Annotated in this window: 14 protein-coding genes; 2 read left to right on the plus strand and 12 right to left on the minus strand. The window is 70.9% G+C overall.

Going from position 1 to position 17054, the window contains the following annotated elements:
* Positions 1 to 1425 (plus strand): class I adenylate-forming enzyme family protein (locus AC5LSR_RS06860; RefSeq protein ID WP_493468260.1); only part of this gene is annotated, 1425 nt, incomplete at its 5' end.
* Between the two features lie 15 nt (positions 1426 to 1440).
* On the opposite strand, the gene AC5LSR_RS06865 is transcribed toward AC5LSR_RS06860, so the two are convergent.
* The 5 genes from AC5LSR_RS06865 to AC5LSR_RS06885 all read right to left on the minus strand — a co-directional run bounded on the left by AC5LSR_RS06865 (position 1441) and on the right by AC5LSR_RS06885 (position 7386).
* Complete coding sequence (locus AC5LSR_RS06865; RefSeq protein WP_250282828.1) at positions 1441 to 2073, minus strand: TetR/AcrR family transcriptional regulator; 633 nt, start codon at positions 2071 to 2073, stop codon at positions 1441 to 1443.
* 549 nt (positions 2074 to 2622) lie between these two features.
* Positions 2623 to 3075, minus strand: a complete 453-nt coding sequence (locus AC5LSR_RS06870; protein WP_250282826.1) for a nuclear transport factor 2 family protein — start codon at positions 3073 to 3075, stop codon at positions 2623 to 2625.
* Positions 3072 to 4265 carry an NAD(P)/FAD-dependent oxidoreductase gene (locus AC5LSR_RS06875; RefSeq protein ID WP_250282824.1) on the minus strand — a complete coding sequence of 398 codons (1194 nt, stop codon included), beginning with the start codon at positions 4263 to 4265 and terminating at the stop codon, positions 3072 to 3074. Before AC5LSR_RS06875 ends, AC5LSR_RS06870 begins: the two co-directional genes overlap by 4 nt.
* Positions 4262 to 6172, minus strand: coding sequence for an AMP-binding protein (locus AC5LSR_RS06880; RefSeq protein WP_250282822.1), 1911 nt, complete (start codon positions 6170 to 6172; stop codon positions 4262 to 4264). Before AC5LSR_RS06880 ends, AC5LSR_RS06875 begins: the two co-directional genes overlap by 4 nt.
* Complete coding sequence (locus AC5LSR_RS06885) at positions 6169 to 7386, minus strand: CaiB/BaiF CoA transferase family protein (RefSeq protein WP_250282820.1); 1218 nt, start codon at positions 7384 to 7386, stop codon at positions 6169 to 6171. The genes AC5LSR_RS06880 and AC5LSR_RS06885 overlap by 4 nt, the downstream gene beginning before the upstream one ends.
* A 166-nt stretch (positions 7387 to 7552) precedes the next feature.
* Between AC5LSR_RS06885 and AC5LSR_RS06890 the strand changes: the two genes are divergently transcribed.
* Positions 7553 to 8689, plus strand: coding sequence for an acyl-CoA dehydrogenase family protein (locus AC5LSR_RS06890; protein WP_250282818.1), 1137 nt, complete (start codon positions 7553 to 7555; stop codon positions 8687 to 8689).
* 333 nt (positions 8690 to 9022) lie between these two features.
* Here AC5LSR_RS06890 and AC5LSR_RS06895 read toward each other — a convergent pair whose 3' ends face one another.
* From AC5LSR_RS06895 to kdpF, 7 genes are all read right to left on the minus strand, one after another.
* Entirely contained in the window at positions 9023 to 9217 is a 195-nt protein-coding gene (locus AC5LSR_RS06895; RefSeq protein WP_250282816.1) for a ferredoxin, read from the minus strand.
* Between the two features lie 13 nt (positions 9218 to 9230).
* The gene (locus tag AC5LSR_RS06900; protein WP_250282815.1) at positions 9231 to 10385 is read right to left on the minus strand and encodes an aromatic ring-hydroxylating oxygenase subunit alpha; all 1155 of its coding nucleotides are present in this window, start codon (positions 10383 to 10385) and stop codon (positions 9231 to 9233) included.
* A gap of 239 nt (positions 10386 to 10624) precedes the next feature.
* Complete coding sequence (locus tag AC5LSR_RS06905) at positions 10625 to 11338, minus strand: response regulator (RefSeq protein ID WP_250282813.1); 714 nt, start codon at positions 11336 to 11338, stop codon at positions 10625 to 10627.
* A gap of 183 nt (positions 11339 to 11521) precedes the next feature.
* Positions 11522 to 12421 (minus strand): potassium-transporting ATPase subunit C, encoded by a 900-nt coding sequence (locus AC5LSR_RS06910; protein ID WP_250282811.1) that lies wholly within the window; start codon positions 12419 to 12421, stop codon positions 11522 to 11524.
* Positions 12422 to 12426: 5 nt separating this feature from the next.
* On the minus strand, positions 12427 to 14703 hold the full coding sequence (gene kdpB / locus AC5LSR_RS06915) for a potassium-transporting ATPase subunit KdpB (RefSeq protein ID WP_250291837.1): 2277 nt from the start codon (positions 14701 to 14703) through the stop codon (positions 12427 to 12429).
* A 1-nt stretch (position 14704) separates the two neighbouring features.
* Complete coding sequence (kdpA, locus tag AC5LSR_RS06920) at positions 14705 to 16366, minus strand: potassium-transporting ATPase subunit KdpA (RefSeq protein ID WP_250282806.1); 1662 nt, start codon at positions 16364 to 16366, stop codon at positions 14705 to 14707.
* Positions 16367 to 16495: 129 nt separating this feature from the next.
* Positions 16496 to 16585, minus strand: coding sequence for a K(+)-transporting ATPase subunit F (gene kdpF, locus AC5LSR_RS06925; protein WP_250282804.1), 90 nt, complete (start codon positions 16583 to 16585; stop codon positions 16496 to 16498).
* Positions 16586 to 17054 lie beyond the last annotated feature (469 nt).

A 17054-nucleotide genomic window follows, 5' to 3' on the forward strand; every position in this document is an offset into this window, starting at 1 on the left:
GTCGCCGCGGTGGCCGGCGGGCTGCTCGGGCTCGGTCTGGGGCCCGGCGACCGGGTCGCGCTGCTGCTCCACAACAGCCACGCGTACGTCCAGGCGTATCTCGGTGCCACGGCGGGCGGGCTGGTCGCCGTCCCCCTCAACGTCCGGCTGACGCGCGCGGACTACCTGCACATGCTGACCGACTCGGGCAGCCGGGTGCTGGTGACCACCAGCGAGTTCAGCGACCGGCTCCCGGATCCGTCGCGGCTGCCCGGGCTGACGGTCGTGTACGCCGACGCGCGGGACGGCGCGGATTCCGGGCTCGCGGCGCTGGCCGCCCGCGCGCGGCCGCTTGCGCGGCCGGTCGCGCGGGCCGGTGACGACCCCGCGAGCCTGATGTACACCAGCGGCACGACCGGCTCACCGAAAGCGGTCGTCCTCAGCCACCGTTCCTGGCTCAGCATCGCCGGGACCGCGGTGCGGGTGCTCGGGCTCGGCGACGACGAGGTCACGCTGCACGTCGCCCCCCTGACCCACGGGGCGGGCTTCCTGCTCCTGCCCACGCTGCTGCTCGGCGGCCACAGTCTGCTGTGCCACTCCTACGACGCCGGGCGCACCCTGGGCCTGCTCACCGAGCACGGCGTCACCGGGATGTTCATGGTGCCGTCGATGATCAGGATGCTGCTGGACGCGCGGCCGCCGGGCTGGGCGGTTCCGGCCTCGCTGCGCCGGCTCTACTACGCCGGTTCCCCGATCGGCCCGGAGACCATGCGGGAGGCGACGGAGGTCTTCGACGGGCGCCTGATCCAGTCGTTCGCCCAGATGGAGTCGCCGATGTTCTTCACGGTTCTCGACCAGAAGGATCATCTGCACGCGCTGGACAATCCTGATTCACCGCTGGCCCGTTCGGCCGGGCGGGTGCTTCCCGGGGTCGAGCTGCGCATCGTCGACGACGCGGGAGCGGCCCTGCCCGACGGTACGGCCGGGGAGATCGTGGCGCGCGCTCCCCAGACCATGAACGGGTACTGGGGCCGGCCCGCGGACACCGAGCGGACGATGGCCGGCGGCTGGCTGCACACCGGCGACATCGGCTGCCTCGACGGCGACGGCTATCTGTATATCGTCGACCGGAAGAAGGACATGATCGTAACCGGCGGGTCGAACGTCTACGCCCGTGAGGTGGAGGACGTGCTCGTCGATCTGCCGGGGGTGAAGGACGCGGCCGTGATCGGGCTGCCACACCGGATCTGGGGCGAGGCGGTGACCGCCGTACTGGTGCCGGCGGACGACAGCCGTGACAGCGACGCGGTGCTTGCCGCCTGCCGGACGAGGCTGGCCGGCTACCGGGTGCCGAAGCGGGTGGTGTGGGTGGAGGCGCTCCCTCGCAACGCCTACGGCAAGGTCCTCAAGCGGCAGCTGCGCGAACAGTTCTCCGGATCGGGGTGATGCGTCGGCGGGCAGTCATTTCCGCAGTCCGGTCAGAGCGTTGTCGGCGAGGGCCTCGCTGAGCTCCTCGGGGCTGAGCGGGCCGGTGGGGGAGTACCACTCCGTCGCCGAGTTGAGCATGCCTATCAGGGCGAGCACGGAGACGCGCGGGTTGGCGACGTCCCGGAACTCCCCGGAGCTGATGCCGTCGTTCAGGATTCTGCTGAAGAGCTCCTCGTAGCGCTGCCGCATCAGGATGACGCGTTCTTTGTGCTCGGCGCTCAGATAGGTCCACTGGTGGAAGCTCACCCGCGTCTGCTCGAGAGCGGCCGCGAGGACCCGCATGTGCGCCGTGATCGCTTCTCGTAGCCGAATGGTTGCGGAATGCTCTGATTCGGCTATCGGCGCGATGGCGTCCAGGTAGCTCCGGATGCCCTGCTCGACAATTTTGATCAGCAGGTCCTCCTTGCTGTTGATGTGGACGTACAGGCTGCCGGGCAGGATCCCGACCGCGTCGCTGATGTCCCGCATCCCGACGACCGGATACGTCCTCTCGCCGAACAGGCGGATGGCCTCCCGCTCGATGAGCTCGGCCGACACGGGTCCGGAGGCCGCTCGAGTGCCGCGCTCCCGCTGCCTGGCCACCCGTAGTTCCCGCTGCTTAGCCACCCGTGCGCCTCCCCGAAGTCCTGATCCAGATCCGATCGTACGGTCGCGTTGGTCCAATATCCCCGACGGGCTGGAATATTTGTCCGTAATATCCGTTTTCAAGATGGACAAAACGGCTATTTGGTATGATCGATGTGACCCATTCAACAAACAATTGTTTCGTCAAGCTGTCCCCCCACGAGGGATGACAGCCACAGGCGGCAGGATCCCCCCTCCGACAGGTTGCGCTCGTGGCGACCGTCGTGATTTCGTAATCCCTACTGTATGTCGAACGGGCTGGTCCCGGTACGTGGCTGACCGTCTTCCACGGGTGAGCCCGCTACGGGTGGACGCCTGCTCGTCAGCCCGGATCCGCCGCACGGCGTGCGCGCTGGGCACCCGGCTGGTGAGCCGGAGGCGCCGGGCCCGCGTGCGCCCCCAGCTGTTGATCTTCTCTGATTGATCTGTATCGGACCCCTCCCGCCACCGCCCGCTGGTTCGGCTGACGGTGGCGGGCTCCGCTGCCGGGCCGTCCCGCGGCCGGGCTGTCCCGCCGCCGGGTGCGTCGGGTCAGCCCGCTTCCGCGGCGGCCGCGATGGTCGCGCCCGCCAGCCCGGCGCCGGTGAACGACGTGAAGCGGCGCGAGCGGAACCGCCAGCGGCCCTCGGAACGAGCGAACTCGTCGTGGTAGCGGCCGATGACGACGAGTCGCACCGTGTCCGCGCCAATGCTTATGACCTGCACGTACGCGCTGCCAGAGGCACCGGTGGCCGAAGGTTCCACAACCACCGAGGAAACGAGGTGCCGGCCGCCCGCGCCCCGGGCCGCGACGCCGCGGACCAGCTCCGCCAGCGCGGCCCGGCCGTGCACCGGCTCGGCGCCGTCGCGTACGAAGGTCCCGTCGTCGGTGAACAGGTCCGCGAGGTCCTGCGGGCTGTTGTCGTCGAAGGCGTGCGTGTACCGCGCGTACAGCTCGGTGATTTCCTGACGGGCGGCGGCGTCGAGCTCGTGGGTGACGGTCATCGCAGGACCTCCCTGACGGTGGTGGACGCGTGGGCCACGCGCAGCTCCTTGCGGCTACGCAGGAACTGGCGGGGGCTGTTGACGGCGAACACGCCGGTGATCCGGCCCTCGGCGCGGAAGTGCCCGGCGAACGAGTCGGTGGCCATGTCACCCGCCACCACGACGAACTCGCTGCCGGCGTCGGCCCGGCCGGCGAACTGCAGCCGCAGGCCGAGCTGGTCCGACCAGAAGAACCCGTCGTCGAGCAGATCCGGAGCCGGCAGGCCGAGCAGCGTGTGCGCGACGCGCCGGGCGCTGTTCCCCGCGGCGGTCCAGTGCCCCACGGGGGCCAGGCCGTGCTCGGTGCGATGGCAGACGACGTCTCCCGCGCCGAACACGTCCGGCGCGCCCGTCCGCCCGGCCAGGTCGCACACGAGGCCGTCGGCTACTTCCAGGCCGGCTTCGGCGAGCCAGCCGACGTCGCGGACGACCCCCACGCCGACGACGACGGCGTCCGCGTCGACCACCGACCCGTCGGCGAGCCCGAGCCGTTCGCCGCCGCCCGGCGCGGCTCCCGCGGCGGTGACGGTCACCCCGCAGCGGAACTCGACGCCGTGCGCCACGTGCCGCGACCGCAGCCAGCCCGCGACCAGCGGGCCCACCGTGCCCAGCAGCGGCGCGGGCTGGGCCTCGACCACCGTCACCGCGCAGCCTCTCGCGCGCGCCGTCGCGGCCACCTCCAGGCCGATGAACCCACCGCCGATCACCGCGATCCGCCGCCCGTCGCGCAGTACGGCCGCGAGCCCGCGGGCGTCGGCGGCGGTGCGCAGCGCGGACGCCGCCGCGCGGCCGGTGACGACGCCCAGCGGCCGGGCCCGGGCGCCGGTGGCGATCACAAGCCGGTCGTAGGGGACCACCGTCCCGTCGGCGACGGTCACCGTATGAGCCACGGTGTCCAGCGCGACGGCAGGCCGGCCGAGCTCGAGCCCGATCCCCAGCGAACGGTAGCCGGACGGGCCGAGCAGGCGGATGGCATCGTCCGCCAGCGTGCCCAGCAGGTACTCCTTGGACAGCGGGGGGCGGTCGTAGGGCGCCTCCGTCTCGGCGGAGAGAATCCGCACCTCACCGCGGTGCCCCAGGTCACGCACGCTCTGGGCGGTGCGGACGGCCGCCAGCCCGCCGCCCGCGATGACGATCCGCGGGCCGCTCACGCCGACCCCACCGAGGCCGGCCGGGCGGCGCCGGACACGGCCTGCGTGCCTGGTCCCGTCCGCGCGTCCTGCGTGCCTGGTCCCGTTTGCGCGTCCGGTGTGCCCTGCTCTGTCCGCGCCCGCTGGGCCAGCAGGGCCACCGCCCGCTCCGCGAGCATGAACTTCTGCACCCGGCCGGTGGCCGTCACCGGGATCTCGTCCTCTTCGATGAACAGCACCACGTCGGGGACCTTGAAGCGGGCAAGCCTGTTCGCGCAGTAGGCGACAAGCTCGTCCGGCGCGGGCCGTCCCGGGCCGGGCACGATCCAGGCGCACCCGACCTCGCCCATCCGTGCGTGCGGGATCCCGACGACGTGCGCGGCGGCCACGCCCGGGTGGTCGGTGAGCACCCGTTCCACCTCGCCGGGCAGCACCAGCTCCCCGCCGCAGCGGTAGGACTCCTTCTTACGGCCGGTCAGTATCAGGTAGCCCTGCTCGTCGATGCGGCCGAGGTCGCCCGTGCGCATCCACCCGTCGGGGGTGAACAGCGCCGTGGTCTCCGCGGGCTTGTCGTAGTAGCCGCGGGTGACGATCGGGCCGCGGACCACCAGCTCACCCACCTCGCCGGCCGGGATGTCCGCACCGGTCTCGGAGTGCACCGTCCGGTAGACGGCGAGCGTGCCGCCGAGCTCGGCGGCACCGGCGACACCCGCCGGTTTGGTGGTCCCGTTCGTGTTCGCCAGCCGGTCGAGAGGATCGCCCGGCCGGGTGCACGTCGTCGACGCCGTGGTCTCGGTCTGACCGTACGCGGTGAAGATCTCCTCGACGCCCAGCACCTCGAGCATGTCGGCCCACATGCCGGCGCAGTGCGCGGCCCCGGAGGAGAACATCGTCCGCAGCGACGACAGGTCGTGCTCGCCGGCCCGTGCCGCGTCGAGCACCAGACTGGTCATCGCCGGGACGCAGATCAGCTCGTCGATACGGTGGCGGGCGATGTCCCGCAGGGTCTGCTGGGCGTCGAACGTGGCGTGCGGGCAGATCGCCCCGCCGACGAACAGCGCCGCGACCAGGCCCTCGACGTAGCCGAAGACATGGTAGATCGGCAGTGCGAACAGGATCCGCCGGCCGTCCCCGAACGCGCGGGTGTAGGCGCTGGCGTACGCGGTCCGCAGGACGGCGTCGTGCTGGAGCATCACGCCCTTGGCCGCACCGGTGGTGCCCGAGGTGTACAGCAGGTCGGAGACGGCGTCGGGGTCGGCCGCCGCGGTGCGTGACCGCACCTCCTCGTCGCTGATCCCACGGCCGAGCTCCACGAGCTCGCCCAGCGGCCGGCCGCGGGCCGGCCCGCCGTCCGTTCCGAGCACGAACACGTGCCGCAGCCGGGGCAGCGAGCTGCCACCCGCCTCCGTCTCCCAGCCCGGGGCGATCCGGTCCAGGGCGTCGAGGTAGTCCAGCTCGCGGAAGCGGTCCATCGTGATCAGGACGACGCTGTCGGACTGGCGCAGCACGTAGCTGAGCTCCTCGTGCCGCAGCCGGAAGTTGATCGATACCGACACCGCCCCGACCCGGGCCACCGCGAACTTCAGGGCCACGACCTCGGGCAGGTTCGCCATGTCCACGGCGACGTGATCGCCCGGCCGTACCCCGAGCGCCATCAGCCCGGCGGCCAGCCGCCCCGACCAGTCGGCGATGTCGCCGTAGCTGTAGGACCTGGCGTCACCGAGAACGAGCGGCCGATGGGGACGCTCGGCGGCTAAGAGATCGAGAAGCTGGGCGGTCGTGCGGGGCACCCAGCGGGGATAGCGTGCCTCCAGAGCCTCACGACGCCGGGCGGCGGCCGAGCCGGTCCTGGCGGCCGAGCTGGTTGCGGCTGAACTGGTTGCGGCCGAGCTGGTTGCGGCCGAGCCGGTCGTGGTCGAGCCGGTCATAGTGGTGACACCGTCGCTTCCGTCATCGGGTTCGGGACGAGACCGAGGATCTCGGCGGGGGTCATGCCGGCCTCGGCGAGTACCTCCGCGGTGTGCTGGCCGAGCGCGGGCGGTTCGCGCATCGCGCACGAGCCGTCGGTGTCGATCGGCAGCCGGAGCTGTCTGAGCCCGCTTGCGCGCAGCGTGTCGCCGAGGGGCTCCGCATCGCGGACGAGGGCGCGCTCGCGGGTGACCGGATGGGCCAGGGCGGCGGCCAGGTCGTTGACCGGCCCCGCCGGGACGCCGACGGCGGAGATCCGTCCGAGCCAGTGCTCGGATGACGCGGTGCCCAGCCGCTCTTCGATGGCGGCCGTCAGCGCGTCGCGCGCGCGCACCCGGTCGGCGACGGTGCGGAACCGGGGGTCGGCCCGGAGCTCGGGAAGGTCGAGGGCCGCGCAGAGCCGCTCGAACAGCCGGTCCGTCGCGGCGGCAATCATGATCGCGCCGTCCGCGGTGCGGAAGGCCTGGTAGGGAGCGGTGCTCGGGGCGGCCGAGCCGAGGCGGCCGGGGAACTCGCCGGTTCCGAGGAATCCCATGACCTGGTGGCAGAGCAGGAAGAAGCCGCTGTCGACCAGGGCGGTCTCCAGCCGCTGGGCCTCGCTCCCGCCGGTGCGACGGGCGAGCGCGGCCTGGATCGCCGTGATCGCCCAGAGGCCGGTGGAGACGTCCACGACGGACGGCGCGGCGCGGGCCGGGCGGCCGTCGGCGTCACCGGTCATCTCCATGATGCCGGTGAAGGCCTGCACGATCGCGTCGTATCCGGGACGGTCGTGCCCGAGCGGGCCCTCGCCGAAGGCGCTGATCGAGCAGTGCACGACGCGGGGGCTGACCCGGCGGAAGTCGTCGAAGCCGAGCCCGAGCCGGTCCGCGGCCCCGGGCCGGAACGACTCGACGACGACGTCGGTGCCGGCCGCGATGCGCAGCACCGCGTCGCGGCCGGCCGGGGTGGCGATGTCCAGGGCGACGCTGCGTTTGTTGCGGTTCACGGTGAGGAACACCGTGCTCTCCGGCCCCCACCGCGGCGGCAGGCCGCGGGTGGCCTCCCCGCTGCCCGGACGTTCGACCTTGACGACGTCGGCACCGAGATCGGCAAGGATCAGACAGGCGAGCGGGCCCGCGATGTTCTCGCTGAGGTCGAGTACCCGCAGGCCGCGGTAGGTCTGGTCGAGTGTCATGTGAGCACACCGGTCATGGGGCGTCTCCAATGCCTGTGGCGGGCTGGTGACTGTGTCGATCGCCCAGGTCAGGATTCAAAAACAATCACTTGTTTTTTTCTAGCATGGTCGATTAACGTGGTCAACGGACAGATACGGACCCGCGGTGCTGACGGAGGGCGCAGGGATGGACTTCAGATTCACCGAGGAGCAGCGGCTGTGGAGGGACACGCTGCACACGTTCATGGAGCGCGAGGTAGGACGGGAGTACATCCGCAAGCACGACGAGTCCCGGGAGTTTCCCGACGAGGCCTACCAGAAGATCGCGGACAGGGGCTGGCTGGGCCTGCTCATCCCCGAGGAGCAGGGCGGGCTCGACGCCGACCCGGTGATGTACGCGATCTTCTGCGAGGCCATGGCGAAGTTCAGCCTCGACTTCGCCGCGTGCGTGATGACCTCCATGTTCACCGCGACGAACATCGCCAACCACGGCACGGCCGAGCAGCGCGAGCAGTACCTGCCGGGCTTCCTCGCCGGCAGGACGAAGTTCAGCGTCTCGATCACCGAACCGGGGGCCGGCTCGGACGCGGCGGCGGTGCAGACACGGGCCGTCCTCGACAACGACCACTGGGTCCTCAACGGGAACAAGGTCTTCTGCTCCGGGGCGCACCTGCCGGACACGGTCATCACCGTGCTCGCGCGCACCAGCCCGGAGCGGCACCGGGGCCTCAGCCTGATCCTGGTGCCGAACACCGCGCCCGGCGTCGACATACGCAAGCTGAACACGATCGTCCGCCGTAGCCTCGGCACCACGGAGATCTTCTTCACGGATGTCCGCGTCCCCGCCGGAAACTTGATCGGCGAGGTGAACAGCGGCTGGGGCTACATCGGTGAGCACCTGGAGTACGAGCGCCTGAGCCTGGCGGCCTCCTACGTGGGCAACGCCCGCACGGCGCTCGACGACACCGTCACCTATACCAGGAACCGCACCCAGTTCGGCCGGCCGCTGTCGTCGTTCCAGGTCCTCAAGCACCGGATGGCCGAGAACGAGTGCGAGGTGGAGGCCGCGCGGCTGCTGGTCTACAACGCCGCGACGAAGATGGCGCGCGGTGAGCGCGCCCTGAAAGAGGTGTCGATGGCGAAGGTGTTCGCCGCCGACGTCGCCTTCAGGACCTCGTTCAACGGCATGCAGGCGCTGGGTGGATACGCGCAGCTGCCGGAGTTCGACATGGAGCGCTACTTCCGCGAGGCCAAGCACGCGATGGTCGGCGGCGGCGCGAGCGAGATCCAGCGCAGCATCATCGCCAAGGAGATGGGGCTCTGACCCGGGTCCCTCGTACGAGTTCGGATCCTTCGTACGCCCAGTGGGCAACAGGCGTCATGCAGGTGGCCGGACCGGTGACACCGGTCCGGCCAGGGCCGTCTCGAGGGTGGCCACGCCCGCGTCCCCGCATCCTGCCGCCCGGCCGGAAGAAGCAGCCGTCCACCGGGAGAAGCGGCTGTCCTGTCGGGAGAAGCGGCTGTCCTTCGGGAGAAGCGGTGGGTGGCGGTGCCCCGAGGCCACGGAAAACAGCGGACGGTTGAGAGTCCGGCCAGGAGATCCCGGCCGGGCTCTCAACCGTCCGCTGCCGGCAGCCGTGGCGCCACGGCCGCCGGCCTATTCGGTGAAGTGAATGGCCTTGCTCGGGCAGTCGTACTCCGCGCGGCGGACAGCGGGCAGCCGCTCGCCGGCGACGGTGGCCTGCGACAGCACCACCAGGCCGTCGTCGTCCACGTCGAAGATCTCCGGATCCGCGAGGACGCAGTTGCCGTAGCCCTGGCAGACGTCCCGGTCGACTCTGATTGTGATCATTTCTTTCTCCTGGTCAACGAATGCGACTGGCGACTTCGTCGTGAAAGGCGGTCAGCCTGCTTTCGGCGGTGTTGAAGATGTTCCGGCGGAACCCCTTCGACCGGGCCAGCGCCGCGAAGTTGTTGATGACCTCGGAGTCCTCCGCGAGGACGTCGAGAAAGTGTTTCCAGTCCCGCTCGTTGTGCTGCTCCCACTTCGCCTCGCTCAGGCCGTCCGGGGTGGGCCCGACGAGCTGGTAGGCGTTGAGGACGGTCCTGTCCGGGGCGACCGGCCAGGCGGTCCACATCTGCAGGTGGTTGGGGAAGCAGCTGAAGATCGTGTTCGGGAACGCGAGGTAGTGGCACAGATGGGTCTGCCGATGGTCGCTGTCGGAGACCCTGTCGGTGAACCCGCGGATCGGCAGTGTCATCCAGGAGTGCGGTGAGGCGATCTTCAGGCTGGCGTCGCGCCACAGGACCAGCCCGGAGAGGGTCGACTTGTGCGTGAACGGGACATGCCAGGTCTCGTTGAACGCGTCGACGACGATCTTCCAGTTCGCGGTGAGCGTGACCGACGCGCGGAAGCGGGTGTCGAACCGGTCGAGCTGGTAGCCGGCAAGCTCCTCGCCGATCGTGCCGAGGTACTCCAGCAGGTCGGGGACCGTGTCGGAGAGCGTCAGCCAGATCCAGCCCGACCACTCGAGCACCCTGACCGCCGGCGCCCGCAGCCCGGCCAGCTGTGCCGGGTCGAACGACTCACGCAGCGGCACCTGCCGGACGTTGCCTTCAAGATCGTAGACGAAGCCGTGCCACGGGCAGGTGAACCGGCCGGTGGAGCAGCGCCCGGCACCCGCGACGAGAAGCGCGCCGCGGTGCTGGCAGACGTTGTGCCAGGCCGACAGCGAGCCGTCGTCAAGCCGGATGATCACCACTGACTGCCCGAGCTGGCTCCAGACGACGTGGTCGCGCGGCTTGGGCACATCGGCGGACGGAAACACCGGGAACCAGGCGTGGGACAGGATCCGGTCGAGTTCCCGCTGATAGCGCGCCGGGTCTGTGTACACCGAGGCGTTGACCGCGGATGGGGCGAGGGGGTACTGCGGTTCGCTCAGAGCAGGCCCGACAGGGGCAGGCCCGACAGGGATGAGCCCGGCCGGGGCGAGCCCGGCCGCCGGGATGGACTGGGTCATGCGAGTGCCCCTCTCGTCGGCGTCCCCACTGGCTGGCCCGGTTGCCGATGCCGCGGGCCGGATGCGGGCTCAGGTAAGTAAACAATCATTTGTTTCAAAGTAGGGCCGTGTGTAGTGGGTGTCAAACCGGTTCCGCGCGTGGCGTATGGCGTGTCCCGCGACATGGCGGGCTGCCCTGGTCCACGCGGCCGGGCCGGTGCCGGTCGGGGTCATGCTGGCCGCGGCGGGAACCGCGCTGGTCATGGCTGGAAGCGGTAGCCCATGCCGGGCTCGGTGATGAAATGGCGGGGGCGTGCCGGGTTCGGCTCCAGCTTGCGGCGCAGCCGTCCCATGTACTCGCGCAGGTAGTGGCTGTGTTCCTTCGGGGAGGGGCCGCCGGTGCGGGGAAGGAGCTGGCGGTGGGTGAGCAGTTTCCCGGGGTTGCGCACCAGGACTTCGAGCAGGTGCCATTCGGTCGGGCTGAGGCGGACGGTGACCGGGCCGTCGGGCTGGTCACCGTGGTCACGCCGCTGGCCTGCCAGTCTGGTGACCTGTCGGGCGGTCAGGTCGATCGTGTAGTCGCCGATCGTCGTCAGCGGGGCCTCTGTCGTGCTCAGGGTTCGTCTGGCTACCGCTCGTAGCCGGGCGAGGAGCTCGTCGACGCGGAAGGGCTTGGTGACGTAGTCGTCGGCGCCCGCGTCGAGCGCGCCGACCTTGTCGCTGCTGCCGGCACGGCCGGACAGGACGATGACGGGCGTCGCGGTCCGGCTGCGCAGGGCGTGGATGACCTCGGTCCCGTCCATGTCGGGCAGGCCCAGGTCGAGCAGGATGATGTCGGGCTGTCCGGAGGTGGTGGCGGCGAGCGCGTGCTGTCCCGACGTCGCGGTCAGGACCTCGTACCCCCGGGCGTGCAGAGTGATCCGCAACGCGCGCAGGATCTGGGTGTCGTCGTCGACGATCAGGACGCGGGTCATGCCGCGCCGTCCCACGAGCGGGTGTCGGGCGGGGCGCCCCGCGGCGACCGGAACGACGGCGGTGACGGCGGTGACAGCGGCAGGACCACCGGTGTCAGAAGCGGTGGTCCTGCCACTGCCGGGACCGGTGCCAGCAACATGGTGACGCCTCCGCGGAGGTTCCCTGGGCAGTGCAAGTCTCCGTCAGCCCGCGCCGAGCCTGTCCAGGGCGAGGTTGAGCGCGACGACGTTGACCCTGGGCTCGCCGAGGAAACCGAGCGCACGGCCGCGCACATGCTCCTCGACCAGCCGGCGGACCGCTGCCGGGGGCAGCCCGCGGGCGCCCGCGACCCGGTTCACCTGAAGGTAGGCGTAGGCGGGGGAGATGTCCGGGTCCAGGCCGCTGGCGGAGGCGGTCACTGCGTCCGGTGGCACCGGGTTGTCCCGGCCGCGGCCCGGTCCGGGGACGAGGACGCGCCGGCCCGCCGCGTAGTCGCCGCCGGGCGCCGCGCACTCGACCCGCACGCCCTCGTAGGTGGTGACGAACGGTCGCGCCGGGCACTGCTCGTTCACGCTGACGACCCGCACGACCGGCCCGGCGGGGCCCGGATCACGGTGGAACACCGCCAGCACGGCGCCGGCACCGTCCGGGGTGCAGTACGGGCGCCGTCCGTCGACGCCCTCGAGCTGCCCGACGGCCCTGCTGCGGCCGCACACGGTGGTGAGCAGGCTGCGCCGGCTCTCGTCACCGGGCGTGGCAGGATCGTCGAACGTGTCGACGACGTCCTCGGGGCCCAGGTTGGACGCGGCGGTCGCGGTCGGGTCGTAGCCGGCCCCGGCGGCGGACGGCCGGGGCTGGAAGTAGGTCGGGATCGGGCGGCCGGCGGCGTCGGTGAACGGCTGGCCGATCCGCGACGAGCCGACGACCGTGCCGTCGGCGGCCCGGACGAGCGAGCCGTCCGCCTGGTGGCGCAGCCCGGGCAGCTGGGCGATCGCGGTGACGGCCAGGGGATACGCGATGCCGACGAGCACGGTGAGCACCAGCAGCATGCGCAGCGCGGCGAGGAGGTGGCGGACGGGGCCGGGCAGGCGCGGGGAGGCCATGACGATCACCGGATTCCGGGGAGGAACTGGACGGCCAGATCGATGAGTTTGATCCCGACGAACGGGACGACCAGGCCGCCGAGGCCGTAGACGCAGAGGTTGCGCCGCAGCATCGCCGTGGCGTTGCCAGGTGTGTAGCGGACGCCGCGCAGGGCGAGCGGGATCAGCGCGATGATGACCAGCGCGTTGAAGACGACCGCGGACAGGATCGCCGACTGCGGGCTGTGCAGCCGCATGAGGTTGAACGTCTCCAGCCCGGGATACACCGCGGCGAACAGCGCCGGGATGATCGCGAAATATTTGGCGACGTCGTTGGCGATCGAGAACGTCGTCAGGGCGCCGCGGGTGATGAGCAGCTGCTTGCCGATCTCGACGATCTCGATGAGCTTCGTCGGGTTGCTGTCGAGGTCGACCATGTTGCCGGCCTCCTTCGCGGCCGACGTGCCGGTGTTCATGGCGACGCCGACGTCGGCCTGGGCGAGCGCGGGGGCGTCGTTGGTGCCGTCCCCGGTCATCGCGACGAGCTTGCCGCCGGCCTGCTCCCGCCTGATCAGGTCGAGCTTGTCCTGGGGGGTCGCCTCGGCGAGGAAGTCGTCCACCCCGGCCTCCTCGGCGATGGTCCGCGCGGTCAGCGGGTTGTCACCGGTGATCATGATGGTGCGGATGCCCATGCTGCGCATCTCGTCGAAGCGTTCCCGCATGCCCGCCTTCACGATGTCCTTGAGCTGGACCACGCCCAGGACGCGGGCGCTCCGGCCACCGTCCACACCGCTGGTGATGACCACCTCCGCGACGACCAGCGGTGTCCCGCCGGAGGCGGAGATGCCGTCCACCACCTGGCCGGTGTCGGGCGGTGCGCTCCCGCCGTTCTCCCGGACCCAGGCCAGCACCGCGCTGGCCGACCCCTTGCGGATCTGCCGGCCGCCACCGGTGTGCAGGCCGTCGCCGGCTTCGCCGGCTTCGCCGGGGCCGCTGTCCCGCCGGTCTTCGCCGCCGCGGGGCCCGGGCGGGGCCAGGTCGACACCGGACATCCGGGTCTGCGCGGTGAACGCGACGAAGGTCGCGGTGGGCAGCTCGCCGGCGGTGCGCTCCCGCAGGCCGTAGGTGGTCTTGGCGAAGACGACGATCGAGCGTCCCTCCGGGGTCTCGTCCGCGAGCGAGGACAGCTGCGCGGCGTCGGCGAGCTCGCGTTCGTCCACGCCTCCGACCGGGATGAACGCCCGCGCCTCGCGGTTACCAAGGGTGATGGTGCCGGTCTTGTCCAGCAGCAGGGTGTCGACGTCGCCGGCCGCCTCGACTGCGCGACCGCTCATCGCGAGCACGTTGCGCTGCACCAGCCGGTCCATGCCGGCGATGCCGATCGCCGACAGCAGCGCGCCGATCGTGGTGGGGATCAGGCAGACGACCAGTGCCGCCAGCACGATCCCGGGGATGCCGTCGGCGCCCAGGGCGGCGCTGTCGGGGATGCCGGGCCGCTGGGCCCGGGAGAAGACCGCCAGCGGCTGGAGGCTCACGACCGCGAGCAGGAAGATGATGGTCAGCGAGGCCAGCAGGATGTTCAGCGCGACCTCGTTCGGGGTCTTCTGCCGGTTCGCGCCCTCCACCAGGCCGATCATCCGGTCGATGAAGCTCTCCCCGGGCCGCTGCGTGATCTCGACGATGATCCGGTCCGACAGCACCCGGGTGCCGCCGGTCACCGCGGACCGGTCGCCCCCGGACTCGCGGATCACCGGCGCGGACTCGCCGGTGATGGCGGACTCGTCCACGCTCGCGATGCCCTCGATGACGTCGCCGTCACCGGGGATCAACTCGCCGGCGTCCACCACCACACGGTCGCCCTTGAGCAGGGCCGGCGCGGGCACCGGCTCGGTCCGGGCCGTCTCGACGGGCCGGCCGGGCGCCCAGCCGACGAGCCGGCGGGCGATCGTGTCGGTCTTGGCCCTGCGCAGCGCGGCGGCCTGCGCCTTCCCGCGTCCTTCGGCGACGGCCTCGGCGAGGTTGGCGAACAGCACGGTCAGCCACAGCCAGCCGACGATCAGCCAGGCGAACACGGTGGGGTCCAGGGCCGCTAGCACGGTGGTGAACGCGGCGCCGATCTCGACGATGAGCATCACCGGGTTGCGCCACAGGGTGGCCGGGCTCAGTTTCCGCAGCGCCTGCGGGGTGGAGCGCAGCAGCATCCGTGGGTCGAGCAGGCCACCGGAGGCCCGCCGGGGCGGGCGGGCGGAGCCGGGGCCGCCCGCTGGTCCGGCGGAGGTGCCGCGTACGGCGGTCGTGGGCATGTCAGTGCAGGCCTTCCGCGAACGGCCCGAGGGCGAGGGCTGGGAAGTAGGTCAGTGCGACGACGACGAACGCGACACCGGTGACGAGGCCGACGAACAACGGCCGGTGGGTGGGCAGTGTCCCGCTCGACGCGGGGGCTGTCCTCTGCCGGGCGAGGCTGCCGGCCAGGCCCAGGACGAACACGACCGGCAGGAGCCGGGCGAGCAGCATGGAGATTCCCAGCACCGTGTTCCACCAGGCCGTGTTCACCGTGAGGCCGGCGAACGCCGAGCCGTTGTTGTTCGCCGCCGAGGTGGCCGCGTACAGCACCTCGGACAGCCCGTGCGCGCCGGAGCCCAGCATGTTCGCCCGTTCACCGGGCAGCGCCATGGCCGCCGCCGTGACGCCGAGGGCCAGCACCGGCGTGGTGAGAATGTAGAGCGCGGCGAACTTCACCTCCCGGGCGGCGATTTTCTTGCCCAGGTACTCGGGCGTCCGCCCGATCATCAGACCGCCGACGAACACCGCGAGCACGGCGACGACCAGCATTCCGTAGAGCCCCGATCCGGCGCCGCCCGGGGCGATCTCCCCGAGCATCATGTTCAGCAGCAGGACGGCGCCGCCGAGACTGGTGTAGGAGTCGTGCGCGGAGTTCACCGCACCCGTGGACGTCAGCGTGGTGGCGGCCGCGAAGGTGGCCGATCCCGACACCCCGAAACGGGTTTCGACGCCTTCGGTCGCGGCCCCGACAGCGGTCGGGACCGTGCCGTGGTGAGCCAGTTGGAAACCGTTGGCAAGAAATATCCCGGTTATCGCCAGAACGGCCATGGCCGAGACGATCGCCAGACCCTGGCGGGTATCGCCGACCATTTTCCCGAAAGCTCTCGGCAGCGCGAACGGGATCGCCAGCAGCAGATAGACCTGTAGCCAGTTGGTCCAGACCGTCGGATTCTCGAACGGGTGGGCGGAGTTGGCGTTGTAGAAACCGCCGCCGTTGGTGCCGAGCTCCTTGATGATCTCCTGGCTGGCCACCGGGCCGCCGGTTATGGCCTGGCTGGAGCCGGCGATGGCCGACACCGTCCGGACGTCGTGGAAGTTCTGCACGACACCGCCGGCGACCAGGACGACCGCGCCGATGACGGAGATCGGCAGCAGAATGCGGACGACGGTGCGGACCAGGTCCACCCAGAAGTTGCCGAGCCGGTCGGTACGGTTGCGGGCGAACCCGCGGACCAGGGCGATCGCCACCGAGATGCCGACCGCGGCGCTGGTGAAGTTCTGCACCGCGAGACCCGCCATCTGCACGAGATATCCGAGCGTCGACTCGCCGGCATAGGACTGCCAGTTGGTGTTCGTGACGAAGCTGGCCGCGGTGTCGAACGCCTGGCCTGGCGCCATCCCGCCGAAACCGAGGCTGAGCGGCAGCCGGCCCTGCAGGCGGAGGAGAACGTACAAGAAGAGCACTGACACGCACGAGAACGCGAGTACGGCGCGCAGGTGGACGCTCCATCGCTGGTCCGTGTCCGGATCGACACCGACCAGCCGGTAAATCATTTTTTCGGCCCGCAGGTGACGCTTGGAGGTGTATACCCGGGCCATATAGTCGCCGAATGGCCGGTAGGTCAGGCCGAGGGCGATGGCGAGCGAGGCGGCGAAAACGGCTCCCGCCGTCGTGGTGTTCATTCAGTGACCCCTTGTCGACCGGGAGCCCGGGCCCGGGGGAAACACGACCGCGGCAGCGGTCGTGCGGTCCGTGGCCGGGCAGGCCGTAGCGTGTCGCTGGTCCGGCAGGTCAGAACTGTTCCAGGAAAATCAGAATTTCTCCGGGAAAAGCAGGGCGACCACGAGGAAGACCACCAGGGCGGCCGCCAGGACGAGCCCGGTCAGGTTCTCGGCGGTCACAGCCGTTCCACCCCTCGTACGACGAGCCCCAGCACCGCGAATATCACGATGATCAGGACGGCGAAAACCAGGTCACGCACCGGCTGCTCCTTCTGCCACGTCCCGCTGCCACCGTGGGGGACCGACGGGCTACAGCGCTCCCCTGGGGTGACGGCAACCCCATCATGCCCGGCCGTCCGGATGCCGGATACCCGGCGCCCGGGAATCCGGGCGTCGGGGAATCCGGGTGTCCGGGTGTCCGGGCGCCGATGGTGGCACCGGTGCCGGGTTTCGCCGCGGCCCCTGACCGGGACGTCCCGGGAACAGGCGCGGCACGCCGGATACCCGGGCTGTCACCCACGAGCGCTGGCACCATGAACTCCCCGGATCGCGCCGATTGCCGTATTGCCGCATCGGCAGCATCGACCCCGCGGGAGCCGGCCACCAGCGGCGTTGACGCCCTGGTGACGCCGAATACGGCAGAGCACGG

Source organism: Protofrankia sp. CiP1_Cm_nod4 (assembly GCF_982290645.1).